The sequence below is a fragment of the Sphingobium sp. CFD-2 genome (assembly GCF_024611135.1).
GTDB lineage: Bacteria > Pseudomonadota > Alphaproteobacteria > Sphingomonadales > Sphingomonadaceae > Sphingobium > Sphingobium fuliginis.
The window spans coordinates 395,049-420,799 of the sequence record NZ_CP084406.1; the positions used below are offsets into that span (position 1 = coordinate 395,049).

Annotated in this window: 23 protein-coding genes and 4 pseudogenes; 10 read left to right on the forward strand and 17 right to left on the reverse strand. The window is 65.1% G+C overall.

From position 1 onward, the window contains the following. Positions 1-27 precede the first annotated feature (27 nt). The gene (locus LDB29_RS22050) at positions 28-2,097 is read left to right on the forward strand and encodes a PQQ-binding-like beta-propeller repeat protein (RefSeq protein ID WP_257557866.1); all 2,070 of its coding nucleotides are present in this window, start codon (positions 28-30) and stop codon (positions 2,095-2,097) included. A gap of 33 nt (positions 2,098-2,130) precedes the next feature. After that, complete coding sequence (locus LDB29_RS22055) at positions 2,131-2,607, forward strand: c-type cytochrome (protein ID WP_025548698.1); 477 nt, start codon at positions 2,131-2,133, stop codon at positions 2,605-2,607. 33 nt (positions 2,608-2,640) lie between these two features. Here LDB29_RS22055 and LDB29_RS22060 read toward each other — a convergent pair whose 3' ends face one another. Further along, positions 2,641-3,423: an enoyl-CoA hydratase gene (locus LDB29_RS22060; RefSeq protein ID WP_257557868.1), complete on the reverse strand. Its 783-nt coding sequence runs from the start codon at positions 3,421-3,423 to the stop codon at positions 2,641-2,643. Beyond that, positions 3,420-4,607, reverse strand: a complete 1,188-nt coding sequence (locus LDB29_RS22065; RefSeq protein WP_257557870.1) for a CaiB/BaiF CoA-transferase family protein — start codon at positions 4,605-4,607, stop codon at positions 3,420-3,422. The genes LDB29_RS22060 and LDB29_RS22065 overlap by 4 nt, the downstream gene beginning before the upstream one ends. A gap of 147 nt (positions 4,608-4,754) precedes the next feature. On the opposite strand from LDB29_RS22065, the gene LDB29_RS22070 reads away from it, so the two are divergent. Together LDB29_RS22070 and LDB29_RS22075 are read left to right on the forward strand one after the other, a co-directional pair. Continuing rightward, positions 4,755-6,680, forward strand: a complete 1,926-nt coding sequence (locus LDB29_RS22070; RefSeq protein WP_257557872.1) for a pyrroloquinoline quinone-dependent dehydrogenase — start codon at positions 4,755-4,757, stop codon at positions 6,678-6,680. Positions 6,681-6,689: 9 nt separating this feature from the next. Next, positions 6,690-7,019 (forward strand): cytochrome c, encoded by a 330-nt coding sequence (locus LDB29_RS22075; RefSeq protein WP_065846312.1) that lies wholly within the window; start codon positions 6,690-6,692, stop codon positions 7,017-7,019. Between the two features lie 45 nt (positions 7,020-7,064). On the opposite strand, the gene LDB29_RS22080 is transcribed toward LDB29_RS22075, so the two are convergent. Together LDB29_RS22080 and LDB29_RS22085 are read right to left on the reverse strand one after the other, a co-directional pair. Further along, the gene (locus LDB29_RS22080) at positions 7,065-8,081 is read right to left on the reverse strand and encodes an SMP-30/gluconolactonase/LRE family protein (RefSeq protein ID WP_257557876.1); all 1,017 of its coding nucleotides are present in this window, start codon (positions 8,079-8,081) and stop codon (positions 7,065-7,067) included. A gap of 58 nt (positions 8,082-8,139) precedes the next feature. After that, positions 8,140-9,060 (reverse strand): cupin domain-containing protein, encoded by a 921-nt coding sequence (locus LDB29_RS22085; RefSeq protein WP_257557878.1) that lies wholly within the window; start codon positions 9,058-9,060, stop codon positions 8,140-8,142. 108 nt (positions 9,061-9,168) lie between these two features. Between LDB29_RS22085 and LDB29_RS22090 the strand changes: the two genes are divergently transcribed. Further along, on the forward strand, positions 9,169-10,488 hold the full coding sequence (locus LDB29_RS22090) for an MFS transporter (RefSeq protein ID WP_257557880.1): 1,320 nt from the start codon (positions 9,169-9,171) through the stop codon (positions 10,486-10,488). Here LDB29_RS22090 and LDB29_RS22095 read toward each other — a convergent pair. After that, complete coding sequence (locus tag LDB29_RS22095) at positions 10,466-10,927, reverse strand: hypothetical protein (RefSeq protein WP_257557882.1); 462 nt, start codon at positions 10,925-10,927, stop codon at positions 10,466-10,468. The two genes, LDB29_RS22090 and LDB29_RS22095, sit on opposite strands and share 23 nt — an antisense overlap. 104 nt (positions 10,928-11,031) lie before the next feature. Between LDB29_RS22095 and LDB29_RS22100 the strand changes: the two genes are divergently transcribed. Both LDB29_RS22100 and LDB29_RS22105 read left to right on the forward strand, forming a co-directional pair. After that, on the forward strand, positions 11,032-11,988 hold the full coding sequence (locus LDB29_RS22100; protein WP_257557883.1) for a cupin domain-containing protein: 957 nt from the start codon (positions 11,032-11,034) through the stop codon (positions 11,986-11,988). 115 nt (positions 11,989-12,103) lie between these two features. Next, positions 12,104-15,070 (forward strand): TonB-dependent receptor domain-containing protein, encoded by a 2,967-nt coding sequence (locus tag LDB29_RS22105; RefSeq protein WP_257557885.1) that lies wholly within the window; start codon positions 12,104-12,106, stop codon positions 15,068-15,070. Between the two features lie 77 nt (positions 15,071-15,147). Here LDB29_RS22105 and LDB29_RS22110 read toward each other — a convergent pair whose 3' ends face one another. Then, on the reverse strand, positions 15,148-15,558 hold the full coding sequence (locus LDB29_RS22110; RefSeq protein ID WP_025550669.1) for a VOC family protein: 411 nt from the start codon (positions 15,556-15,558) through the stop codon (positions 15,148-15,150). A 5-nt stretch (positions 15,559-15,563) separates the two neighbouring features. Beyond that, a complete protein-coding gene (locus tag LDB29_RS22115; protein WP_025550667.1) occupies positions 15,564-16,163 on the reverse strand; it encodes a pyridoxamine 5'-phosphate oxidase family protein in 600 nt (199 codons plus the stop codon). Between the two features lie 76 nt (positions 16,164-16,239). On the opposite strand from LDB29_RS22115, the gene LDB29_RS22120 reads away from it, so the two are divergent. After that, complete coding sequence (locus LDB29_RS22120; RefSeq protein WP_257557889.1) at positions 16,240-17,133, forward strand: LysR family transcriptional regulator; 894 nt, start codon at positions 16,240-16,242, stop codon at positions 17,131-17,133. Between the two features lie 119 nt (positions 17,134-17,252). Here LDB29_RS22120 and LDB29_RS22125 read toward each other — a convergent pair whose 3' ends face one another. Beyond that, entirely contained in the window at positions 17,253-18,302 is a 1,050-nt protein-coding gene (locus LDB29_RS22125; RefSeq protein WP_065846307.1) for an NADP(H)-dependent aldo-keto reductase, read from the reverse strand. Positions 18,303-18,633: 331 nt separating this feature from the next. On the opposite strand from LDB29_RS22125, the pseudogene LDB29_RS22130 reads away from it, so the two are divergent. Further along, a pseudogene (locus tag LDB29_RS22130) lies at positions 18,634-18,750 on the forward strand (hypothetical protein); the annotation flags it as partial. A gap of 54 nt (positions 18,751-18,804) precedes the next feature. Here the strand turns inward: LDB29_RS22130 and LDB29_RS22135 are convergent. Next, positions 18,805-19,124 (reverse strand): annotated as a pseudogene (locus LDB29_RS22135) (transposase); the annotation flags it as partial. A gap of 134 nt (positions 19,125-19,258) precedes the next feature. Between LDB29_RS22135 and LDB29_RS22140 the strand changes: the two are divergent. After that, positions 19,259-19,774: pseudogene (locus LDB29_RS22140) on the forward strand (IS5 family transposase); the annotation flags it as partial. 18 nt (positions 19,775-19,792) lie between these two features. Here LDB29_RS22140 and LDB29_RS22145 read toward each other — a convergent pair. The 8 genes and pseudogenes from LDB29_RS22145 to LDB29_RS29315 all read right to left on the reverse strand — a co-directional run. Further along, complete coding sequence (locus LDB29_RS22145) at positions 19,793-20,020, reverse strand: hypothetical protein (protein ID WP_257557894.1); 228 nt, start codon at positions 20,018-20,020, stop codon at positions 19,793-19,795. A gap of 65 nt (positions 20,021-20,085) precedes the next feature. Further along, positions 20,086-20,268, reverse strand: coding sequence for a hypothetical protein (locus LDB29_RS29435; RefSeq protein WP_373886383.1), 183 nt, complete (start codon positions 20,266-20,268; stop codon positions 20,086-20,088). After that, the gene (locus LDB29_RS22150) at positions 20,196-20,471 is read right to left on the reverse strand and encodes a hypothetical protein (RefSeq protein WP_257557896.1); all 276 of its coding nucleotides are present in this window, start codon (positions 20,469-20,471) and stop codon (positions 20,196-20,198) included. The genes LDB29_RS29435 and LDB29_RS22150 overlap by 73 nt, the downstream gene beginning before the upstream one ends. Positions 20,472-20,481: 10 nt before the next feature. Continuing rightward, positions 20,482-21,798, reverse strand: a complete 1,317-nt coding sequence (locus LDB29_RS22155) for a type II toxin-antitoxin system HipA family toxin (protein WP_257557899.1) — start codon at positions 21,796-21,798, stop codon at positions 20,482-20,484. Continuing rightward, the gene (locus LDB29_RS22160; protein ID WP_257557900.1) at positions 21,795-22,262 is read right to left on the reverse strand and encodes a helix-turn-helix transcriptional regulator; all 468 of its coding nucleotides are present in this window, start codon (positions 22,260-22,262) and stop codon (positions 21,795-21,797) included. Before LDB29_RS22160 ends, LDB29_RS22155 begins: the two co-directional genes overlap by 4 nt. Positions 22,263-22,746: 484 nt before the next feature. Continuing rightward, positions 22,747-22,929 (reverse strand): hypothetical protein, encoded by a 183-nt coding sequence (locus LDB29_RS22165; RefSeq protein WP_257557901.1) that lies wholly within the window; start codon positions 22,927-22,929, stop codon positions 22,747-22,749. Positions 22,930-23,562: 633 nt separating this feature from the next. After that, positions 23,563-25,014 carry a TonB-dependent receptor gene (locus tag LDB29_RS22170; protein ID WP_257557902.1) on the reverse strand — a complete coding sequence of 484 codons (1,452 nt, stop codon included), beginning with the start codon at positions 25,012-25,014 and terminating at the stop codon, positions 23,563-23,565. A 443-nt stretch (positions 25,015-25,457) separates the two neighbouring features. Beyond that, positions 25,458-25,703 (reverse strand): annotated as a pseudogene (locus tag LDB29_RS29315) (hypothetical protein); the annotation flags it as partial. Between the last annotated feature and the right edge of the window lie 48 nt (positions 25,704-25,751).

Below are 25,751 nucleotides of genomic sequence, written 5' to 3' on the forward strand. Positions count from 1 at the left end.
AGAGAGAGGGAAGGGGCCGAAAGCGCGATGTTCAAGATGACCCGACGCAGGCTGTTGGGCGGGACGGTCGCCGTCGCCGCAAGCATCGGCACGGCCCCGATGCGGCGCGCCATGGCGCAGGATCTGCCCGGCGGGCCGGACACCGAATGGCGCCATTATGCCGCCGACCAGGCCAATACGCGCTATTCGCCGCTCGACCAGATCAACGCCGATAATTTCAGCGATCTTCAGGTGGCCTGGAGCTTCAAGACGGACATATTGGGGGCGCGCAAGGAATATCAGTTCGAACCGACGCCGCTGCTGATCAAGGGACGGCTGTTCCTGACCGCCGGGTCGCGCCGCGACTGCGTCTGCATCGACGCGGCGACGGGCGAACTGCTCTGGATGTTCCGCAAGGATGAGGGGCAGCGCGCGCTCAATTCCCCGCGCCAGCTTTCGGGCCATGGTTGCTCCTACTGGACCGACGGCAAGCAGGAGCGCATCCTGTTCGTGACCATCGGTTATCAGCTCGTCTCGCTGGATGCGGCGACCGGCATCCCCGATCCGGCCTTTGGCGTGAACGGCGTGGTCGACCTCAAGAAGGATTTCGATCAGGAGATCGATCCGGAAACCGCCGATGTCGGGCTGCACGCGACGCCGCTCGTCGCCCGCGACACGGTGGTGGTGGGCGCGGCGCATACGGCGGGCGACGTGCCGGCGGTGCGCAAGAATGTGAAGGGCTATGTGCGCGGCTTCGACGTGCGCACCGGCAAGCGCAAGTGGATATTCCACACCATCCCGAAAAAGGGCGAATATGGCTATGACAGCTGGCTGAACGGCGACGCCGACGAAGCCGGCAATGGCGGCGTCTGGGCGGAAATGTCCGCCGACGAGGAACTGGGGCTGGTCTATGTGCCGGTGGAGCTGCCCACCGGCGACGAGATGGGCATGTTCCGCCGCGGCAACGCCCTGTTCGGGGAGTCGCTGGTCGCGCTGGACCTGGAGACGGGCGTGCGGCGCTGGCATTATCAGCTCGTCCATCACGGCCTGTGGGACCGGGACATCCCCTGCGCGCCGATCCTGTGCGACATTCCGGTGAACGGCAGGACGGTGAAGGCGCTGGCGCAGCCGACCAAGCAGTGCTTCCTCTATGTGCTGGACCGCACCAACGGCCAGCCGATCTGGCCCATTGTCGAGCGGCCGGTGGAGGCGGGCGACGTGCCGGGCGAATGGTATGCCAAGACCCAGCCATTCCCGACCAAGCCCCCCGCCTATGACGTGCAGGGCGTCGGCATCGACGACCTCATCGACTTCACGCCGGAACTGCGCGCGCAGGCGGTGGAACTGGTGAAGCAGTACAAGATCGGGCCGCTCTACACGCCGCCCGTGGTCAGCAAGCCCGGCCGCTGGGGCACCATATCCGCGCCCGGCATCCAGGGCGGGACCAACTGGCCGGGCGGCTGCTACGATCCGGAAAGCCATACCGTCTTCGTCTATTCGAAAACCCAGCCCTCCGTGATCGGCATCATCCCGAACGAAGACCCCAGCGTCTCCGAATTTCCGCATGTGCACGGCATTGCCGGGTCCGAAGTGCGACCGCAGGTGGCGATGGGCGCGGCGGCGCCGACGCCCTTCATGCGGCCCCCGGCGGCGAAGCCCGGTTCGGGGCCGCCGCCCGGTTTCCTGACCGTGCAGGGCCTGCCGCTGCTCAAGCCCCCCTATGGCCGCATCACCGCCATCGACCTGGGCAAGGGCGACCTCAAATGGCAGGTCGCCCATGGCGAGACGCCGGACAATGTCCGCAACCACCCGGCGCTCAAGGGCCTGAAGATTCCCCGCACCGGCCGGGCAGGCAATCTGGGGCCTCTGTGCACCAAGAGCCTGGTGATCTGCGGCGAGGCGGGCTTCTACACCAATGAATATGGCATCCGGGGCGCGATGCTGCGCGCCTATGACAAGGCCACGGGCGAGGAGAAGGGCGCGGTCTACATGCCCGCGCCGCAGAGCGGATCGCCCATGACCTATATGCTGAACAACCGCCAATATATCGTCGTCGCCATTGGCGGCGGCAATTACAGCGCCGAACTGGTGGCGTTCCGACTTCCAGGAATGGCTTGATGGCAGGAGTGGCTTAATGGCGGGAGTGGCTCGATGGGCAAGGTGACGCGGGGATATTGGCTGGCGGGCGCGCTGCTGCTTGCGGGCGGCGCGGTCGTGACGCGCGCGCAGGCGCCCGAGCGCCATGTCTGGACCGGGGTCTATACGAAGGATCAGGCCGAGCGCGGCAAGGCCGCCTATGCGGAGAATTGCGCGGCCTGCCATGGCGAAACGCTGGCCGGGATCGACGTCGCGCCCGCTCTGGTCGGGCCGACCTTCCTCAACAACTGGAACAACACGTCCGCCGGCGATCTGTTCGCGCGCATCCAGACGACCATGCCGCTCAACGCGCCGGGCAGCCTGGGCGGGCGGAAGGTCGCGGACATCGAAGCCTATATGTTCGAAGCCAACGGCTTTCCCGCCGGCGACCTGGCGCTGCCGCCCAATGCGGCGCTGATGCCCAATGTCAGGATCGTGGCGCAAAGGCCCGAACCGGCCAAGCCCGCGCCGGAATGCAAATGCGGTAAATGAGGGCGGGGCGGCGTCCCGCCGCCCGCTTCCCCATCAGGCGCCGGTCCAGTCCGGCACTTTCTTCGTGCGCGCCAGGAAATCGGACACGCCCCGCCGGAAATCGGCGCTGCCATAGACCTCCGCAATCAGATCCTCGACATCGGGCAAAGCTCCGAAGGCCATGCGCCGGATCGTCTCCTTGGTCGCACGGGTGGTGAGCGGCGCATTTTCGGCGGCCCGCCGCGCCAGCGCGTCGGCCTCCGCATCCAGCGTCTCCCGCTCCACGATCCGCAGCAGGAAACCGCTGGCGAGCAGCTCCTCCGCCGTCAGCATCTCGCCCAGCAGCACCATGCGCTTCGCCCGTTGCACGCCGACCGCCGCGCCGATCCGAGCGATGCTGGCGGCGGAGAGGCAGTTGCCTATGGTGCGGCCAATGGGAGAGCCGAAGCGCGCATCGCGGGTCGCGATCCGGAAATCGCAGGCGGAGGAGATGTTGATGCCGCCGCCCACGGCCCAACCCTCCACGACCGCGATGGTGGTGCAGGGGATGGCGTCGACCGCACCCATGCATTCGTCGATGTCGCGCTCATAATCGACGCCCTGCCGGCCGGTCGTATAATCCGCGAATTTGGAAATGTCGGTGCCGGATATGAACGCCTTCCCCCCGACGCCGCGGAACACCGCGACGCGGATGGAGGGGTCGGCCGCTATGTCCCGCGCCGCGTCGCGCAGGTCGTGCCACATCGCGCCGGTCAGCGCATTATGGGCGGCGGGATTGTCGAAGCGGATATGGGCCTGATTGCCCCGCTTCTCGTAAATGAGGCGCGCCTCGCTCATTTCGCGGCTTCCCGCTGCGGGGCGAGCAGGCCCTTTTCCACCAGTTCCTGCCGGATCAGGTCGCTATGTTCGTTGAGCAGCGGCGGGGGCAGGCGGACCTCCTGCGGCGTGCCCCGCATCTTCACCGGGAAGCCCAGCGCCTTGAATTCGCCTTCCACCGGATGGGGCACCTGCATCACCATCTCCCGCGCGACGGCCTGTTCGCTGGTCACCGCCTCGCCATAGTCGAGGATCGGCGCGGCGGGAACGCCCGCCGCCAGCAGGGCGTCGATCCATTCCTGCCGCGTGCGGGTGAGGAAGGTGGGCGCAAGATCCTCGATCAGCGCGAGCCGGTTGACGACGCGGGCGGCGTTGCTGGAATAGCGCGGATCGTCCTGAAGCTCCGGACGCCCGAGGACGTCGAGGAAGGTCAGCCACAATCCCTGATTGGCCGCCCCGATGACGAACCAGCCGTCCGACGCCTGCATCGCCTGATAGGGGGCGGACATGCGGTTCGCCGAACCGATGGGCGTGGGCGACTTGCCCGTTCCCCAAAGCTCCGTCGTCTCCCAGATCGAAAGGCCCAGCGCCGCTTCCAGCAGGGAGGCGTCGATATATTGGCCCTGCCCGCTCTTTTCCCGGCCGATAATGGCGGAGAGGATGGCATAGGCCGAGAAAAGACCGGCGCCCAGATCGGCCACGGCGATGCTGTTCTTCGCCGGTTCCATGCCGGGAAAGCCGTTGGAGCTCAAAATGCCCGACATGGCCTGCGCGATCAGGTCGAAGCCGGGGCGCTGCGCCCATGGGCCGGTCTGGCCGAAGCCGGAAATGCTGGCATAGACGAGGCGCGGATTGATCTTCGCCAGCGTGTCATAGTCGATGCCCAGCCGCGCCGCGACGCCGGGCCGGGCATTTTCCACCAGTACGTCGGCGCTCTTCACCAGCGCATAGAGCACTTCGCGATCGGCATCGTCCTTCAGGTTGAGGGCGATGCTGCGCTTGTTGCGGTTGAGCGCGAGGAAACCGGGGCTGTCCTCCCCCTTCAGGCGGAAGCCCATCGAATGCCGGGTCGAATCGCCCGTGACCGGCGGTTCGATCTTGATGACGTCGGCGCCCATGTCGCCCAGCAGCATGCAGCAGAACGGGCCTGCCATGACCTGCGAAATGTCGAGTACCCTGATGCCCGCCAATGGCAGCGTCGCCATATTCCTTCTCCCTTATGCGCCATATGGGGGCGCCGATTTTCGGTCACAGATCATATTGTATATGATTTGACCCTCTGCTAGCATTCCCCTGACAAAAGAACAACCGGGCTTGTCGACCAAAGGTCAAACCCCGCCTTCAGGAGAGGCATGTCGTTGAAAATCACATCTTCGTTCCGCCGGTCCATCGCACTGGCTTCCCTGATTTCCGTTGCCGCCGGCGCCTTGCACGGCGCAGCCACGGCGGCGCCGTCCGCCGATGCCGACTGGGCCGCCTATGGCCGCGATCCCGGCGGCGCGCGCCATTCGCCCCTCAGGCAGATCACGACCGCCAATGTGGGCACGCTGCGGCAGGCCTGGGTATATCATATGCGCCCGCCCGGCGTGACCGCCGATGTGGGACCAATGCCAGACGGCATGCGCGCCAAGTTCGCCACTGGATTCTCAGCGTCGGAGGCGACGCCGCTGGTGGTCGACGGCGTCATGTATCTCGCCACGCCCTATAATCGCGTCGTCGCGCTGGACGCCGCCACGGGGAAGGAACGCTGGGCCTATACGCTCGCGAACAAGGACCAGCCCTCGACTCGCGGCGTCGCCTATTGGCCCGGAGCCAGGGGGAAGGGCGCGCGCATCTTCTTCGGCACCCGGTCCGGCAAGCTGATCGCGCTCGATGCCGCGACCGGCCAGCCTGCCGCCGCTTTCGGAGAAGCCGGGATCGTCAACATGAAGACGCCCGAGGTGATGAACGGCCTGCGCGCCGCGCCGCTGGGCATGAGCAGCCCGCCCGCCATCTACAAGGACCTGGTCATCACCGGATCGCGGGTGCAGGAGATGCCGGTCAAGGGCGCGGCGGGCGATGTGCGCGCCTGGGACGCGCGCACGGGCAAGCTGGTCTGGACCTTCCACACCATCCCGCAGGCGGGGGAGAAGGGCGCGGACAGTTGGGAGGGCGACAGCGCGAAGGCGCGATCGGGCACCAATGTCTGGACCTTCGTGCAGGTCGATGAAAAGCGCGGCATCGCCTATCTGCCGGTCGGCGCGCCGACCTTCGACCGCTGGGGCGCTGACCGAAAGGGCGCCAATCTCTACTCCAACTCGGTGGTCGCGGTGGACGCGGCGACCGGCAAATATCTCTGGCATTTCCAGACCGTGCATCACGACATCTGGGACCTCGACCTGCCGACGCTGACGCTGGTCGACATCAAGCGCGGCGGGCGGGTCACGCCCGCGCTGGTGGCGATGAACAAGACGGCGATCATGTTCATCCTGGACCGCGTGACCGGCAAGCCGCTGTTCGACGTGCGCGAAGTGCCGGTCCCGACCGAGACCGACGTGCCGGGCGAGCAGCCCTGGCCGACCCAGCCCATGCCGGTCGCGCCGCCGCCGCTTACCCGCCTGTCCTATAATGCCGAGGACATATTGGATGTCACGCCGGAGCTGAAGGCCCGGTGCGAGGCGCTGGTCAAGAAGCTGAACATCACCCCCAGCAAGCCGTTCCAGCCGCTGCGCGCCGACAGCGCGATCAATTTCTTTCCCGGCAGCCTGGGAGGCGTGGACTGGGGCGGGGGCGCGTTCGACCCCGATCTGGGCCTCTACGTCATCAACCTCAACGAACTCGCCAGCCCCCAGCAGTTGGAGCAGCAGCCCGACGGAAGCTGGGGCATGAAGGGCGGCTACGCCTATTTCGCGGATATGGAAACCGGCTTCCCCTGTCACAAGCCGCCATGGGGCGAGCTGATGGCCGTAGATGTCGCCAAGGGCACGGTGGCGTGGCGCCGGCCCTTGGGCGACACCGGCCATCCCGCGCTCAAGGATGCGGGGATCACCAGCGCGGGCGGGCCGTTCACGACATCGGGCGGGCTGACCTTCATCGGCGCGACCAAGGACCAGCGCTTCCGCGCGTTCGAAACGAAGACGGGCAAGCTGCTCTGGACGGCGGAACTGCCCGGTTCCAGCTACGGAACGCCGATGACCTATGCCGTGGGGAAACGGCAGATGGTCGCCGTCGTGGCGACAGGGGGCTTCGCCTTTTCACCGGCCACCAGCGACGAGGTGGTGGCCTATGCGCTTCCTTGAGGACATGACATGCGTAAAGTCGGACTGATGATCATGGCCCTGACCCTGCCCCTGATCGGTGCGGGGGCATTGGCCCAGCAGGCGCCTGCGACCGTAGCCGTGGCGCCGCCGCCGCCCGGCCCTGGCCTGGACCTGATCAACGAACGCTGCGGTTTCTGCCACACGACCGGGCAGGTTTTCCAGAAGCGGCGGAGCGAGGCGGAATGGGCGGCGACCGTGCAGGGCATGGCGGATCGCGGGGCCGAGGTCTCGCCGGAGGAGGTCAAGACGATCACGGCCTATCTGGCGAAAAACTATGCCCCCGCGCCCGGTGCCGGGCCGGGCGCGGGCGGCCGTTAAACGCGGTTCGGCCCAAGCGGGCGGCGCGTCGCCGCCCGCTGCCCTTCATTGGCCCCCGGCGTAGAGCGGCAGCATCCCCTTCACCTTGCTGCGCAGGCGATAGATGCTGGTGCTGCCGGTGATATAGACCATGTGCCCATCCTCCGCGAAGGCCAGATTGGCTGCGGTTTCCGGCAGCCTGATCTGCCCCAGCACCTTGCCCTGCGGCGTGACGATGCGGATGCCGCCCGGGCCCGTCATCCAGATATTGCCGGCCGTGTCGACCTTCAGCCCGTCCGGACCGCCGCGACCGCCGGGGAAGCGGATCAGCTCGCGCGGCGCGGACAGGCTGCCGTCCGGGCGCACATCATAGGCGCGGATATACATTTCGGGGCCGTAATTGCCGACATAGAGGGTCTTGAAATCGGGGGAGAAACCGATGCCGTTGGGCAGCGTCATGTCGGTGATGACCGGCGTCAGCCTGCCGTCGGCATAGCGGAACACGGCGTTGAAGGGCAGTTCCTTGGCCGGGTCCTTGTCCATGCCGTTGAACAGGCCGAAGGGCGGATCGGTGAACCAGAGCGCGCCGTTCTTGTCGTAGACGAGATCGTTGGGGCTGTTCAGCCGCTTGCCCTGATATTCCGACAGGAAGGGTTGCAGGCTGCCGTCCTTGCCGACCCTGACGATGCGGCGAGCGCCCATCTGCGTCATCAGCACCGTGCCGTCGGGGGCGGGGGCCATGCCGTTGGAGCCGATGCTGGCGCCCGCCGGGGGATTGGGCAGGCCGCCTGAATTGGCCACCAGTTCCTCCACCTTTCCATCCGGGCTGACGGCCCGCATCCTGTCCCCGGTGACGTCGGAGAACCAGAGCCGGCCCTCATGCCATAGCGGCCCCTCCGTAAAGCCGAAGCCGGTCGCCACCCGCTCGATCGGCGTGCCCGGCGCTATGATCGCGTCGAGCGTCGGGTCCAGCCGCTCGAAGGATGGCGCGGCAGCCGGTGCGGCGGGTTCCTGCGCCAGCAATGGCGCGGTCAGGGGGCAGAGCGCAGCGGCAAGCAGGGCGGCGCGAAGGCGGGATGACATGGCTTTGGTTCCTTCTTGGATGATCGAAAAGGAGGGACGCGAGAGGATCGGCGCGATGTTACCGCCGCGGTTGCATGCGCGCTTCGGCTTCGGCGCGGTAGCGGGCCTTCGCCGCCAGATCGCGCGCCACGCCGATCACCATCAGTTCGAGCGGCTGCGCCCCCGTCTGGCGGATCGCCCGCGCCTCGCCAAGGTCGACGGGCACGGCGTCGCCCGCGCTGAGCGGCGCGGTTTCCCCGTCCAGCGTCACTTCGCCCGTGCCGGAGATCACATAATAGACCTCGCTCATATCCGCCTGCACCCGGCGGCCGAGCGCCGCATTTGAGGGCAGCAGGACATGATCGACATAGGACCAGGGCGTCGAAAAGACCGCCGGTCCCAGCGCGCGGCGAAAGAGGACGCCGCCGGTCGCATCGGGCAGGGCGGCCGCCGCCGGCTTCAGGAGGGCGCGGTCCAGCCGCATGCTGATGAACTGCGGCACGGGATCGAGCGTCGCATCGGTGCGCGGGTCGCCCAGATCGAAATTGTCATAGCTCTTGGTCATGCCGACATTGATGTTCAGCCATTGCAGCGGCCTGTCGGTCGGATTGTAGATGCCATGGGCATGCCTCTTGCGGTCGGGCACGCCGGCAGGCCCGGCCAGGCGCGAGGTGCGGCCGTCGATGGTGAACTCCGCCTCGCCGTCGAGGATGATGAACATCTCCTCGCAATCATTGTGGAAATGCTGGCCGATGCCGCTTTTGGGCGCGATCGTCCCGCGATGGACGAAGATGAGGTTGGTGCTGAGCGCATTGGCGCCGAGCAGCGGCCCGAACTTCATCGATCCCGCACCGCCATGGACGCCGTTCGCAACCCGCATTTTGTCCGGATCGCTGTGGCCGATACGTTGCGCCAGCGGCGGCGCGGCCTGCGCCATGGCCGTTCCGCCAAAGGCCATCAGCGCTGCGACCAGCGCCATGCGCGGCGTGCCCATGCCCATCTTCCCCTCTCCAATGCTTGCTCTTGCCTGCTTATGCCGACATACATCATCTTATCACGAATCATATAGTATATTGTTTGGCGCAGAAGCCAAGCGGGAGGGATGGTTATGAATGGAGCCGCGCGGTCCAGGGTCAGGCTGGGCCTGATCTTCCTGTTGTTCATCATCAGCGCGATCGCTTTTCTCGACCGCACCAACATCTCCGTCGCCGGGGTGGAGATGCGGAAGGAATATGCCATCGACCAGGTGCAGCTGGGCTGGGTCTTCAGCGCCTTCCTGATCGGCTATGCGCTGTTCCAGGTGCCGGCGGGCTGGCTCGCCGCGCGCTACGGTCCCCGCATCGTGCTGACCGGCGCGCTGCTCTGGTGGGGCGTGTTCACCGCGGCGACGGCGCTCATCCATCCGGAGGGCAGCGCCGCGCTGCTGCTGCTGGCGCTGACCCGCTTCGCGCTCGGCATCGGCGAGTCGGTCGTCTATCCGTGCGGCAACCAGTTCCTGTCGCGCTGGATACCGGCGCAGGAGCGCGGCAAGGCGAACGGGTGGATCTTCGCCGGGGTGGGCGCCGGCTCCGGCATCACGCCGCCGCTGATCACCGCGATCATCCTGTGGGGCGGCTGGCGCGCATCCTTCTATGCCTGCGCGGCAATGGGCCTTGCCGCCGCCGCGGTCTGGTTCTGGCTCGCGCGGGACCGGCCGCGGGAGCATCCGTCGGTGAACGCGGCCGAACTTGCGCATATCGAGGCGGGCCTGCCCCCGGCCAAAACGGCGTCGGCCGGACCCATTCCCTGGGGCGCCATATTTTCCAGCCGCAATGTCTGGGGCCTGTTCGTCAGCTATTTCGCCTTCGGCTATGTGATCTGGATCTTCTTCAGCTGGTTCTTCATCTATCTTGCCGAAGCGCGGCATCTGGATGTCAAATCCAGCGCTGTCTTCTCCATGCTGCCCTTCCTGTGCATGACCTTCGGCTGCCTGCTGGGCGGGGTCATCAACGACCGGGTGTCGGCGCGCTACGGCCTTTATTGGGGACGCTCCGGGCTGGGCGTGCTCTCCTTCGTGCTGACCGGCCTGTTCCTGGCCAGCGGATCGATGGTGGACAATGCGCCGCTCGCGGTGCTGATCCTGGCCGGGGGGGCGGGGGCGATCTACCTCTCGCAAAGCTCCTTCTGGTCGGTGACAGCGGACATAGCGGGCCCGCATAGCGGCGTCGTGTCCGGCTTCATGAACATGGGGTGCCAGATCGGCGGGGCGCTGACCTCCACCCTGACGCCGATGATCGCCGCGCAATTCGGCTGGACCGCCGCCTTCATCGCGGGGGCCGCCGTGGTGCTGGCGGGCGTGCTCGCCTGGGTGATCGTGGACCCGAACCGGCTGCTGGAGCAGCCGGCCGGGGAGGGCGCCAGGGCGCCTATTGGCGGCGCGACAGCCTGACGGTGAAGGGCTTGCGCCCTTCCATGTCGAAGAAGGTGGTGCCGAACGGCGTGCGGCGGACATGGATCACCGCCCCGACCGGCGGCGGCGGCGCGACGGTCGTCGTGTCGTAGGCGGTGCCGTCCTCCAGCTCCAGCCGGTGATAGCCGTGCCGCAGCGGGATCGCCGCCTTCAAGCGGCTGTCGAAATCCGTGCGGCTCTTGAGGGCGTCGCGACGGTCCTGATAGCTGTCGATCGCAGCCGCCGATGCCGCGGCGGGGGGCGCGGGGACGGGAATCGGGCGGCTGTCCTGCGCGGCCCGGCCAGACCGGCGATCGTAGCAGGCCAGGCGTTCCGACGGGTCGTCCAGACGCGCGCAGCCATCTTCCTGCGCCAGCGCGACACATTGCGGAAACAACGCAATCCCGCCGATCACGGCCAGTTTCCAGATGTGTTTCACGCCCTTCTCCTCTTTTCATGTCATAATTTGTTTGACTAATGCTCTAACATCATATCCTATATGATCAAATGCAAGACGCAAAAGTCTGCTCAAGGGGAGGATTGATGGCAATCATAAAGGCCGCATTCTATCTGTGTTCGCCCGCCCTGCTCATCCTGGGGGCGTCGGCCCAGACATCTGCGCCGGCGCCGTCTGCGCCGCCCGCCCGCCCGCCCATGGAAAATGCCTGGTCGCCCAAGCGGACGCCGCCGCGCGCCTATGACGCGCCCAATCGTCCCTGGTGGAAGCTCGCCGACATCCTTGCCGCGCACAAGGGCCAGAAAAGCTGGACGCACGCCATCGTCCGCAACCGCGATCTGGAGGCGGACTGGCACCAGATGGCGGCCGGGCAGCGCACCGAACCGCTGATGTATGCCGACAATGCGACCGCCCTCATCGTCTGGGGCGGGCAGCTTCGGGTCAGCATCAAGGGACAGGAACCCTTCGTCGCGGTCAAGGGCGGAGAGGTCAATATTCCCTTCCGCCTGCCTTTCACCCTGGAAAGCGTGGGCGACGAGCCGGCGCTGTGGCTGGAGGTGCACGGCGCGGGCGACGTGCCGCTCTATCCCGCCGCGACCAGGCCGGACAAGCCCAGGGACGTGCCGGGCTTCACCTATGTGAAGGCCGCGTTGATGGGCGGCGACGGGCATTATGGCGCCGCCGACCGGCCTTATCTCGATTATTACAAGGATGTGGTGACCGGCGGGCAAAGAGCCGGCGCCTTCATCGCCGGCGATCATCTGTTTGTGAACAATATTCGCGGAAAGGGCATCAAGACTCCGCCGACCAGCGATCTTGGCCATTTCCACTTCGGCTATGATGAATTCTGGTTCATCATGGAAGGCAATGTCGATTACCAGATCGAAGGCGTGCCGTTCTTCACCGCGTCGCCCGGCGACGTCGTGACCGCCGCCCAGGGCCGGTGGCATCGCGCCAGCTTCGGCGGGCAGCCGGGCCAGATGGCCACGCGCGTCGCGATCAACCCTTATCCCCGCGGCTTGCACAGCTTCCAGCCGCACTGAACCGCGCCCCTCGGGGGCCATCGCCAAATACCCCGGAATCCGGAGACTTTCAGCCTCCGGACAGCCATAAACTCACATAAAAATCCTATAGTATATGATAATGAGGGAGAGAGCCATGTTGGGAGAATATCTGCCTGCACGATTGAACAGTTCGCTGATCGCGATCGCGGCGGTGATGGTGGCCGGCCAGCCCGTGCTGGCCCAGGACAATGCGACGATCGCGCCGCCGCCCCAGAACAGCCAGTCGGTGACGGACAGCGACATCGTCGTCACCGGTTCCGCCATCCGGGGCGTGGCGCCCGTCGGGTCCAACCTGATTTCGGTGGGCCAGGATACGATCGAGAAGACCGCGCCCGTCAACGTGTCGCAACTCGTCAACACCGTGCCGTCCATTTCCACGGCCGGTTCGGTCGCGCAGGGCGAGAATGCCTATTCCTATTATTCGCCGCAGATCCACAGCCTTGCGGGATCGTCGTCCAACACCACGCTGGTGATCCTTGACGGCCTGCGCCTGCCCGGCGGCGGCACGCAGTTCGCCCAGACCGACCCCAACATCATCCCGGTCAGCGCGATCCAGCGGGTCGAGGTGCTGGCCGACGGCGCATCGTCCGTCTACGGGTCGGACGCGGTCGCGGGCGTGGTCAACTTCATCACCCGGCGGACCTTCGACGGGTTCGAGGCGAATGCGCAGGCGGGCTTTGCCGACAGCTATCACAATACCAACTTCAACTTCATCTGGGGCAAGAAGTGGGACACGGGCGGCGTCTATGTCGCGGGCTCCTATTCCGACCAGTCGGAACTGAAGAACAGGGACCGCCGCTTTTCCAGCCTGGGCGATTATCGTCCGGTCGGCGGCACCAACACCAACAGCTATCAGTGCAGCCCCGCGACGATCATCGCGCCGGGGGTCAGCGGCGTCTTCCTTTCGCCCGGTGCAACGACGACAGTTCCCAATATTCAGGCGAACGCGCCCTGCAACAATTCGGTCTACGCCAATCTTCTGCCTTCGCAGTTCCGCGCGAATGCGATGATCAAGGTCACGAACGATTTTTCGGACAAGTTCACCGTCACCGCGATGATGAACTATAACCGCCAGGAAACGCATAATGCGTCCGGACCCGGCGGCCTGACCAACGCCACCGTATTCGGTCCCGGATCGGGCCGGGGCGGCCAGATCAACCCCTTCTACCAGGCGCCCGCGGGCGCGCCCGGCGCCACGCAGCAGACGATCACATGGCTCGCCCTGCTGCCCGACGCGGATTATGGCGAACAGGAATCGCAGTCGGATTCGATCTATTCGACCGCCGTCGCGGAATATCATGTCAATGACGACTGGACGCTGACCTTCAGCGACGCCTTCGGCTGGAACCGCTCGGCGCTCAACACCGTCAACGGCTTCTGTTCCGCCTGCGCCCTGCTGGCGCTGAACGGCACCGCGCAGTTGAGCGGCAGCACCACGGCGACCGACATTCCGGGCCAGAACGTCATCGCGCTCAACCTGCCGCTGACGGCGGCGAACGCGCTGGACGTCTGGCGGCCCTTCGACGGCACCAACCGGACTTCCGAAGCGGTCATCCGCTCGCTCTATCGCAACAATAGCGAAAATACGAACTACAACACCTTCAACCAGATGAAGCTCGACCTCAACGGGTCGCTGTTCAATCTTCCCGCGGGCAAGCTCAAGATCGCGGTCGGCGGCGAATATCTCTGGTATGAACAGACCCAGAAGATCACGGGCTCCAACAATACCGGCCCGACCACGACCGGTTCGAACTTCCGCGTCTATAACTACAAGCGCGACGTGAAGTCGCTTTACGCCGAACTCTATATTCCGGTCGTTTCACCGGATATGGGCATTCCGCTGGTGCACAGTTTCGACCTCAGCATCTCCGGCCGCTACGACAGCTATAGCGACGTGGGATCGACCACCAATCCGAAGTTCGCCGCGAACTGGGAGCCGGTGGAGGGCGTCAAGCTGCGCGGCAACTATTCCCGCGCCTTCGTGGCGCCGCCGACCGCGGTGATCGGCGATCCGACGCAGGGTTATCTCTACGCATCCGGCAGCGTCGGCGTGAACGGCACGCAGATCGCCGTGCCCATCGCCAACTATCCCGATGTGGCGAACATCCCCGGCGTGCAGTGCAATGCGACCACCTGCACCATCGGCACGCCGGCGATCCAGGGCATGCGGCGCCAGCTTGGCGGCGGCTTTTCCAACATGACCCCGCAAAAGGGCCGCAGCTGGTCGGCGGGCATCGACCTGGCGCCGCGCTTCCTGCCCGGCTTCACCGCCGCCTTCACCTATTTCCACAACAAGTTCATCGGCGGCGTTTCCTCCCCCAGCCCCAGCGCCATCGTGAACTCGGCGGGGCTGCGCAACCTGCTGACCATCTGTCCGCAGACCTGTTCGCAGGCGCAGATCGACGAGTTCGCCAATATCGCCAATGGCGCGACGGTGTCGGGCGCGATCCCGCCGCAGGTCTATTTCCTGATCGACCAGAGCAGCCGCAATGCGCTCAACCTGACGGTGGAGGGGATCGACGGGCAGTTCAACTATCGCACGGAGATCGGTGAACTGGGCAGCTTCGTGATCGGCACGGGCTTCACCTACTTCACGAAGTTCCGGCAGAATTTCGGCGGCGGCACGGACTTCAGCATCCTCAACACTTCCGGTTACAACACCACCTTCCCGTCGGTGCGGTTCAAGAACCGCGCACAACTGGGCTGGGCCAAGGATGGACTGTCCGCCGATCTGTTCTGGAACCATACCGGTTCCTACCGCAACTGGATCAGCACGACGGTGGAGCCGATCATCGTCAATTCGATCGGCAACCCGATCGGCGGCGGCGACAAGGTCAAGGCCAACGACACGTTCGACCTGCACCTGCAATATGAATTCCAGGGTGAAAGCTTCGCCCGGGGATGGCAGATCTATGTCGACGCCCAGAACATCTTCGACAAGAACCCGCCCTTCTACAACGGCAACACCAACGGCATATTGGGCGGCGCATGGGGCTATAACGGCTTCGTGTCGAACCCGATCGGGCGCATGGTTTCGGTGGGCCTGCGCATCCGCATGTAATCCCTTCGCCGGGTCGCACGGAAAGGGCTCCGGAGCATGCATGCTCCGGAGCCCTTTCCACATCGGAGGACGGCGGTTCAGGAAAAGGGCGTGGCGAATTCCAGGCGGATGCCCCCCGGAATGAAGACCAGGAAGTGCCGGGTGGCCGATCCGGCGCGGATCGGGCCGGGCGGGGCGTCGACCACCACCTCCGGATGGGCGCGCACCTTCTCCCACGCGGTGTCCAGCGCTGCATCGTCGGCCACCGCGAGCGAGAGATGGTGCAGCCCGATATTGGCCCGCCGGTCGAAGGCCCGGGCGCTCAGCGGATCGGCGGCGCGCCAGAGGGTGAGGAGGATCGCGCCGTCCGACAGGAAGATGGAGGGATAATCGGGAACGCCGCCCACCTCGTCGAAGCCGAGCACGCCGCAGAAGAAGGCCCGCGCCTGGTCGAGATCGGGCACCGTCAGCCCGACATGATGGACGCCGCGCGTGAGTTTGTCTTTCATGATTTCTATCCTTCCAGTTCGGCAATGCGTGCGCGAAGCCGGTCGAGCTCGTCCACCAGGGGCGCGGTGAGGCGCTCGATCTCCTTCTGCGTGAAGCGCGGGGTGATATGTTGCGGACAGTTCCAGTCGAAGCCCACGACATCGATCAGGAAGGCGCGCTCAGGTTCGGCGCCATAGCCGGGCGTCATCAGCGCCGCGATGGTCGCCGGATCGTCGCTGCCATGGGCATGGCCGATCAGCTTCAGGCGGCGGCGGTTGGGATAGTCCATCAGGAACAGGGACACCCGGTCGTCGGCGGCGAGGTTCGCGGCCGAGAGATATTGGCGGTTGCCCCGATAATCGGCAAAGCCGATCCGGTTGTCCCCGATCCGCCGCAGGAAGCCGGCCGGGCCGCCGCGATGCTGGACGTAAGGCCAGCCATCCTCGCTGACGCTGGCCATGTAGAAGCTGTCGCGGGCGGCGATGAAGTCCGCCTCCCGGTCGGTGAGCATGTCGGCCGCGCCCGCATTCGCCTCCATGCGCGCATAGGAAGCGCGCGAACCGGCGGCTTCCTGCATGGCGCGTGCGCCGTTGCCGAACATGGTGTGGAGATAGACCTGTGCCATGCCGGGCAAGCTAAGCCATTGCGCGCTGCATGATAATGGTCGATGATTGGCTTTCACTGTTTCAGTTCGGGGAATAATGGGTCGCTTCGATGCCCTGTCCGCCTTCGTCGCGGTGGCCGACCAGCGCGGCTTCGCCGCCGCAGCGCGCAAGCTGGGCATGTCCCCGCCCGCCGTCACCCGTGCCGTCGCCGCGCTGGAGCGGCATCTGGGCGTGACGCTGTTCCACCGCTCCACCCGCGCGGTGTCGCTGACGGACGAAGGTGCGGCCTTTCTGGACCGGGCGCGGCGGATCATGTCCGACCTGCGGGAGGCCGAGCAGATCGTCATGGGCGGCCGGTCGGCGCCGCGCGGCCAACTTTACGTGACCGCTCCGGTGATGTTCGGGCGACTGCATGTGCTGCCTGCCATCGGCGCGCTGCTGGCGGCTCATGACGGGCTGAGCGCGCGCATGATGCTGATCGACCGCAATGTCCGCATCGTCGAGGAAGGGATCGACGTGGCCGTGCGGATCGGGCCGCTGGCCGACAGCGCGCTGCGGGTGATGAGCATCGGATCGGTGCGGCAGACCATCGTGGCCAGCCCTGCCTATCTGGCTGCGCATGGCGTTCCGGCGACGCCGGCCGATCTGGCCGGCCATCGCTGCATCGTCGGCAGCGGCATCAGGATCGGCGCCGCCTGGCGTTTCGGCGGGAAGGCGGAAAGCACGGTCGAGGTCGCTCCCCGCCTGGCCGTCAATACGATCGACGGCACGATCGCGGCGGCCAAGGCAGGGGTGGGAGTGGCCAATGTCCTGAGCTACCAGGCGGCGGAGGCGGTCGCGGCCGGGCGGCTCGTCCGGCTGCTGGAGGACCACGCGCCGCCGCCCGTGCCGGTGAGCCTGCTCTACGACGCCGGGCGCGCGGCAATGCCTGCTGTGCGGCTGTTCCTGGAGGCGATGCGCGAGCGGGCGCGGCAGGGGTCGTGGGACTGATGGCGGGAAACGCCTGGCCGGAATCGCTCCTGCCGCGCCCCGCTTGGGGTATTTTGCACGAATATGGTGATAGCGCGCCGTCGGCACGCCTTCTAAAGGATCGCCGCCGATCCCCGCGATCAGGGGCAGGGATCGGGCAGTTCGCGATGGATCGCTTCGATGGCGGCCAGCGCATCTGCATCCAGGCGGACGTCGACGCTGGCGAGGTCCATCTTGAGCTGCTCCAGCGATGTGGCGCCGATGATCGTCGACGTGACGAAGGGCCGGCTGTTGACGAAGGCCAGCGCCAGTTGCGCCGGGGGCAGGCCATGGGCCTGCGCGATGGCGACATAGCGCGCGCTGGCGGTCGGTTGTCCGGGCAGGTCGTACCGCACGAACTGGCGGCTCACGTCCCTGCGCGAACCCTCCGGAATGCGGCCGCCCAGATATTTTCCCGTCAGATTGCCGCCGGCCAGAGGGGAATAGGCGAGCAGCGACACCTGTTCGCGCAGCGCATATTCCGACAACCCATGTTCGAAGGTGCGGTTGAGCAGATTATAGGCATTCTGGATCGATGCGACGCGAGGCCATTCCTTCTCACGCGACAGGCGCAGATATTCGGACACGCCCCAGGGGGTTTCGTTGGAGACGCCGAAATGGCGGATCTTTCCTGCCCGCACCAGGTCGGCCAGCGCGCCCAGCGTTTCCTCTATGGGCACGGTGTCGGGCGTATCGTCCAGTCGCGTGAGGCCGCGAGCGCCGAAGGACGGCACCGGCCTGTCGGGCCAGTGCACCTGGTAAAGATCGATATAGTCGGTGCGCAGCCGGCGCAGGCTGTCCTCCACCGCCTGTTCGACATTGCGCCGGTCGAGCCGGTTGTTGCCGCCGCGAAATTCCCGCACGGCGTCGCGGGTGGGACCTGCGATCTTGGTGGCGACTATGACGTCGTCCCGCCGCTTCCGGCCCGCGATCCAGTTGCCGATATAGGTTTCGGTCAGGAACTGCGTCTCGCGAGATACGGGCGTCACCGGATAGGCCTCCGCCGTGTCGATGAAGTTGACGCCGTGGCCCACCGCGTGGTCGAGCTGCTCATGCGCCTCCGCCTCGCTGTTCTGCGAGCCCCATGTCATGGTGCCGAGGCAGATCAGGCTGACCTCGATCCCGGTGCGTCCCAATGTGCGATATTCCATTTCGTATCCCTATATGAAGCTGGCCTCCGCCCATTCTCCTTAGACGCTGGAGGCGGCAGGACACTCAAGATAATTTCATAAAGCGTTGAGCAAGCCTGTTTTCACGGTCGCCGGAGCCCGGCGGAACGGGAGAATGGCCGCGCGGCCGCCGATCGTTTCGCGCTGCGCGCGCTCCGGGTCGTGAAAGGACCGATTGCGGCCCTCCGTTCCGCCCGCTAAGGTCGCCATGGTTCTTTGTCATCGAAGGATCATCGAACGCCCTTGTCCAGCCGGGACGTCCGACAGGGATGACCGGCGCCGCGCCGAACCGCGGTTTTCTCCAGATCTGGATATGCCCGCCACCGTGCCTGATTTACCTGATCCTGCGGATGCGCTTGCCAAGGCCGGTCGCCGCCTGGATGCCCGCGGCTTGGCGCCTGCGACCGCCGGCAATTATTCCGCCCGGCTGGCCGACGGGACGATCCTCATCACCCGGTCAGGGGCGCATAAGGGGCGCCTCGATGCCGATTTGGGCCAGATGTGCCAGCCCGTCGGCGTCGTTAGCATCGGTCTTGTTCGGCGCCATGTCGGGGGCCGCCTTGGCATGCCGTGCATCGATACAGATCGCTGGCAGCCCTTCGGACTTCAAGGCATGGAAAAACCATACGACAGCGGCCCGGTCTCAAACACAACTCGCTTCGCATAGGGCGCCCGCTTGCGAACAAGTTTTGCCAAAGCTGCGGGATTTGATGCGCACTTGCCGCGCCAAATCCGCTTGCCCTCACTACGGATAGAAACGGCGGTCTCTTTCATCGAAACGTCGAGTCCGATATACTCATCCATGGCTGTTCTCCGCTAGATGTTTGGGCCCGGCGTCCAGTCGTGAGCCCGTACTTCCATCTTATCGGAGAGCAGCCACCTCCTGTTCAATTCCTTTGCACAGGCATCTCAGCGACTCGCTCCCGCGATTACCCCATGTGTCGGATGATCCCGACATAGAGTGGTTGACGATCGATGCCACGGTGATCCGCGCTCAGGCTCAAGCCGCCGGGCACGGGTAAAAAGGGGGCGCGCTCAAGCCCAGGCTCTCGGCCGATCGAGAGGTGGGTTCGGCACAAGGTCCATGCGTAGTCGATGCGCTGGGACTGCCGATCCGCTTCTTCCTCGGCCCCGGGCAGCAGAACGACATGGCTCCCGCTTGCGATCTCATCCGGGGCATCCCAGCCGACAAAGTGCTCGCTGATCGCGCCTACGACGCCGACAGCCTGCATGATCTCATCTATGAGCAAGGCGGCGAGCCAGTCATCCCGACCCGTCGCCATCGCACATACCAGCACCGCTACGATCGCATCGCCTACAAGCAGCGTTGGGGCATCAAAGGCTTCTTCGCCAAGCTCAAACAATGGCGACGCATCACCACCCGCTACGACAAACTCGCCGCAAACTTTCTCGGCTTCGTCAAACTCGCGAGCATCATGCTATGGCTCAAATAATTAATTCGTCACCACACCCTAGAGCCGGTCGGGCGCGATCGGCCCCGTGGGTTCAGGCGGCGCGCTATTTCCCGGCACGACGCGCAGGAACAGGTTGCACGAGAGAATCTCGACATCGAGATGATAGCGATGACGCCTGGGCTGAAGCTGCGAGACGCGAAAGCCGCGTTCGGCGGCACAGCGTTGGGCGTTGGCTAGAACCTGCTGCGCCCATGGCAAGTCATCATCATCTGCGATGACCAGCAAGCTTTCGCCGCGATAATCGGTCGCTTCGAAACCACACCATTGTGCTCACCTCAGGGTGGATTGGTTTAGAAGCAATCATATCTGCCGGACTCGGGAAAGGGATCGAGCACGTTGCACCAGATGGCGTCGAGCACGCCGTCGATCCGTTCCTTTTCAGCAAAGCGTTTGACGGCGCTTACGATGCGCTCGTCGAAATCGAAGACGGTGACCTTCGAGGGGCCAAACGCGAGTATTTCGGGGTCGCGCAGATAGGCGACGCAAACGCTGACGACGTCGCCGTTGCCGATGAAGGCGAGGCGCTTGCCGGCGCCCAGCCGGCGACGACATCGCTTTGTATGACCAGATCACCGGTTTTCATATAGATCTGGTCGAACTCGCGCAGTGGGCGGGGGCGATTGTGCACCACGTCCGATACCTTGTTGATTGCCTTTAGCAGGTCGATGCCGGACATGCGTTTCCTCTCATCCCTGATGCCGGGTGCCGCGCGCGCTATGCCTCGTTTGTTCAATCACTTGGGCGAGCTGGTCGAGCAAGCGCGCACTTCGCTGCGTCAGCGCGGCATCGAAGCGCTTGGCCCAATCGCCCTCGACGTCGCGCGCCTGGGCCAGCGGCGCGATGACCGGAACCAGCCGTTGTTCAATGAAGCGTCGCGCCGAGGGACCGATGAGATCGAACTGTGCCAACAGCGCAGCCAAGTCGTCAGACGCAATGGCATCGGGATGGTCAGCGGTCCCGATCTTGAAGGACAGATTGTGATTGTGCGCGGCGCTCAGCGTGATGGGTACCAGATCGTACAGGGGCGCGAGCCGGGGCGCGGCGCCAGCCTCATAGAGCAAGGCATGGTTTTTCGCGTGATTGTCTGTGTTGCCGATGGCGAGGTTGAAGATCGTCGCACGCAGGAATGCGTCGATCGAGAGCGCCGGACTCTCGGTCTGGCGAAGGACAGTCGCGATGGATATTGTGTCATAGCGATAGCCCTCGCGGCCTTCGCGTTCATATTTGAGGCGGGGCGGTAGGCCAAGCGCCTGCGCGAAATCCTCCTGATGGCGCCGATAGACGGTTCCGTCGGCCACGACACGGTCGTAGCGGGTCGACAAGATGACTTCGTACTGGTCGATCCAGAAGGACCGGGAGGGCGCGGCGTCAAGCCCGACATGATCGGCAAGGCTCGCGCAGACCGCTTCATAAAAGGCTTCGCGCGGGAATGCGGTCTCGGGCACCTTGAGGATGTGCGTTGTGGGCGCACCGCATCCAGGCTTCGGGACCGCGTAGCGATCGCCCGGCAGGAGCGTCAGCGCCACCTTACGCTGATAGCCCGACACGGGTGATGGATCACGTAGTTCGCCTGGGAGCGGCTGATCATTGCCGAGACGACGAACAATGTCGACGAGTTGATCGGTGTCGATCAGGTCATAGTCGCGTTCGAAGATGCCAGGGATCTTTATCCGCTCCGTTCCCGTGGGAAGACACGACAACGCGCCGGACAGGTCGGCGCCGAGATGAAACAGGATGCCGGCGATATCGCTGCGCTCCAGGCGTTCGCGAACAATCAACTGATCGAGCTGGTTGTTCTCGGGCAGCAAATTCTGGAAGAAGGCGCGCGCGATGCGGTCGTCATAGGCGCGCTCGTCCAGTGGCAACGAAAGCGAGATGGGATGCGCGGCTGCTGTGTCGAGATAGGTCTGCGCATAGGTGAAGGTCAGATCGCCCGCATCGCTGCGCGCGAGTGTCCCGACCGGCTGGTCGAACGCCTCCAGCCAGACGTCGAGCGTTGTCACGATTGGCGGGGCCGCGCAAAGAGGTCGATACCAGCGGCAAGGCAGCACCGCAGCAAGCGCTCCGTTTCGACGCTGCCTTTGCCCGCTTCCAGTTCGGAGACGAAGCGACGTCCGACGCCAGCGATATCGGCGAAGCGCTGCTGGTTGAAGCCGAGGCGCACTCGGGCCTGTCGCACGAGATCGCCGATATCAGCAACCGAGGTGACCACGGTGCCGCGTTTGCGGTCTTCGCGTGGGCCGGGTTCGATTGGCGTCGAGTGGACTGCAGGTGGCGTCGGCCCGGGGGGCAGTGCGGGCTTGCCTCGCGCGATGGGCGCAAGAGTAGATCTTCCCCCGCCGAGGATGTCCGAAATCGCAGCCTGGTCAGTCCCAGATAGCCCACCGGCGCCACGCGATCGCACCGCATTGCTCAGCGAGCCGTCGCCAGCGAGATCGATCGGTGATGAATGTGAAGACTTTGCCACGATATGCTCCTGAGCGGGAGCAGATAGGCCGTTTTATCCCATTTGGCAAGAAAAATGATCCCGCTCGGTATCATACTCAGCCGAACCCGGTTCCTGTACGGGAGCAAATTCAAACGCAATGCGAAACGCGAAATGAACCGCTACCGTACGGGAGCACGCCATGGCGCAAAGATGCGCACTATCTGCCGTCAGATGCTTAATGGGGCTCGTCATTCCAGATGAATTCGACCCGTTCGCCGAGAAGGGGTCGCAGACCAAGGCGCCGGGCGATGGCGAAGCGCAGTTCCGCGCGGCCGGAGGGAGATTGGCCGAGGCTCTCATCCCACCAACTCGGCCATGCCGCATTGATCGCGGTGCGGCTGAATCCTGCCTGCCGCAACTCTTCGATAAGTCGATTACACTCCGCGTCCAAAGGTCCCCGTCGATGTGCGCCGTCCTTACTCTAGAAAATCTGGGTCGCGCTGGGAAACCCGCCAAAGCACCGTCAGAGCAGGCAATCGTGCGATACCGCGCCGGCAACCCGTCGCCCGCGAAGCTGCTGGGTAAAATCCAGCCAGGCAGCGACACTCATCGCTTCGGCGCGATCCAACATCGCCTTTGCACCGCACGCCAGCGGCACCGGCGAGGTCAGGCGTACCCAATAGGCACCGACTAGGTCTGCTTCCATGTTGACGGCATAGGATCCATCCGCGCGCTGATCGGCCGCTTGCCGCAACAGAGCGGTCACCTGTGACGCGCCGGCCGGCCGGCCTTGCTCGCCGGCGTTGGGAAAGGCATCTGGTTCGAACCGGGCGCCGCTATGGCCGAGGTCGAGACCGCAGTCCGAACGGCAGATCAACGCATAATGGGCGCGTTTACGGTTGCTAGCCGTATCATCATGGCCACTCGTCGGGCTGCAACGCTCCCGCGCGGCGCATAGCAGCGTGCATGACCGGACGCAGCGCGAGATGCCTCCAAGACGGAGCGATGCGCGCCCGTTTTCTGCCGAACAGAGCGGAACAGTATCCTTGGCAAGTAACGGACCGTCAACTCAGGGTAAAAAATCTCCAACTGCACATGTCGCGAACCCGGCAAATTTCAGCAAGGAAAAGCCCCGGCTGCCCGGCTGAAAAACAGGGACGCCCGATATGCATGGGTGAGTGGGCGGCCATGGTCAGCATCGGCCTTAGATCGGTGCAATCGTCTTTCCACTTCTCGTCAGCGGAGCAGCCGCAGCCTGACATCTGTTCCGGCCATCGATCGGGACAGTCCTGGAAGCCGGGGCGCGCCGCATGGAACGGCGCGCCCGGCCGGGATGCTTCTACCGGAACCGATAGGAAAGTGTCAGGCCATAGGTGCGCGGCGGGATGTAGCTGCGCCGCATGTTGCCCCCGAAATTGAACTGCCAAGCCATAACGCGTTCATCCGAGATGTTACGGATCCAGGCCGAGGCCTCCCATGTGTCGTCAGGCGACGCGAGCGCTATCGACGCATTGTGGAGCGTTGAGGCCTCGGTATAGTTGAATGGCGAATTGTCGATGCTGCGCCAGTTCGCGCCGGTATAGCTGCCGTCATATTGCACCACGAGATCGACCGCCGATGACAATGAGGCCGTATAGCGGCCCAGCCAGTTCGCCGACCATTTAGGCGCGCTCTGCAGCTTGTTGCCGGTCACGTCGCCCGCGATGCCGTTTCCGTCGATATCGACCGAGCGCGTGATCCGCGTGTCGAGATAGGTCGCGCCGGCGCGGAACAGCAGCGCGCGGCTCGGGGACCAGGAGACATCTCCCTCGGCGCCATAGACGCGGGCATCGCCGATATTCGAGAAGCGCTGCGTGAAGACGCCGTTCGCCAGCACCTGGGTGAGCGACTGGAGGTCGTCATAGTCATAGTAGAAGCCGGCGAGGTTCAGGTTGAGATCGGGGGCGATGCGCCCCTTGAAGCCGGCCTCGTAGGCGAGCAACCGTTCCTGCTTGGCGCCCGGCAGCTGGTTCGCGTTGAGGATGAACTGGACCGAATAGCCGCCGGGCTTCACCCCCTGCGACACCGATGCATAGAGCAGCGCATCGCGGTTGATCTTGAAGTTCAGGCCGGCGCGGAACGAGATGCTCGACTGCGAGATGCTCTCCTCAGTTTCGGGGAAGGAGAGGCCCGGGAAGTCGAGGCTCGCGGTGAAGGTCTTCTTGTACCAGGAGCCGCGCAGGCCCGTCACCAGCGTCAGGCGATCGGCGAGGCTCCAGTCGACCTGGGCGAAGGCCCCGATATCGACCGCATCCTGCGTGACCGGCTCGAGATAGGCGCTCGAGCCCGCGAGCGTCTGCGCCGGCGTTTCGGTCGAAAGCGAGGCGCCGCCGAAGGAGCTGAAATTGACCTGGATCGCCTCGCGGACGCGCGTGTCATTCTTGATGAGCGTCGCGCCCGCGACCCATGTATGGCGCGCGCCGGCGGGCGAGCTCAGGCGGATTTCCTGCGAGAACTGGTTGATGTCGGTGTCGAAGCGGACATCGAACGCCCCCGCCCGATCGCCGAGACCCGGGCCTTCGGGGTCGTTCGACCCTTGCGAGGTATGATCGAACGCCGTGATGCTTGACAGCATCGCGAAATCGAGATCGAAGCTCGCATTGGCTACGAAGCCATAGTTGGTGAGGACATTCTTCGGATCATCGCCGAATACCGAGCGGTGATAGGCATCGAACGGGCTCGTGCTCGTGCTGCGCTGACCATAGGTGTCGACGCAGCTCGCGCGTGCGAGCTCGATGTCGCGCTGCAGCACCCGCCCGCGGGCAAGCCCTGCCTGGATCGGCGCGCAGAAATTGGTCGCCTGGCTTTGGGATCGAGCAGCGGAACGTAGTCGTAGAGGTTCGAACGACCGTCGGAGCGGCTGTAATAGCCCTTGAGAAGGACCGTGCCGCCGTCGGGCTGCCAGAGAAGCTGCGTGCGCACCTGGATGGTGTCCGCGCCGCCGGCGTCGCGACCGGTCGCGAGATTATGGAAGAAGCCGTCCGACGTGTCGGCGCGCAAGCTGATCCGGCCGGCGACATTTTCGCCGAGCGGGCCGCTCACCACCGCTTCGCCGAAGAAGTTCCCGTAGTTGGCGGCACCCGCGCGCGCCGTGATTTCGAGCACATCGGTCGGGCGCTTGCTGACGAACTGGATGACGCCTGCAGTGGTGCCGGTACCGAACAGGGTGCCCTGGGGGCCTTTCAGGACCTCGACGCGTTCCAGGTCGAAGGTCGTGAAGTTCATCTGCCCCGTCGACCCCAGCGGCACCTCGTCGACATAGGTCGCCACCGTATTGCCGGCGACGGGATCGAAGGTCGTCACTCCGATGCCGCGGATCGTCACCGACGGGTTGCCGAGGCCGACCGTCTCGCCGATGCTCCCGGCGAAGGTCCAGATGCCGCCGAGGGTGGCATAGAAGAGGAACGCCGCAGGGAAGCGCAGCAGGGCCACTTGCTCCACTCTGCGGGCTGTGCCGCGTCGCCAGCGGCGGCGGCGCGCGAAGGCCCT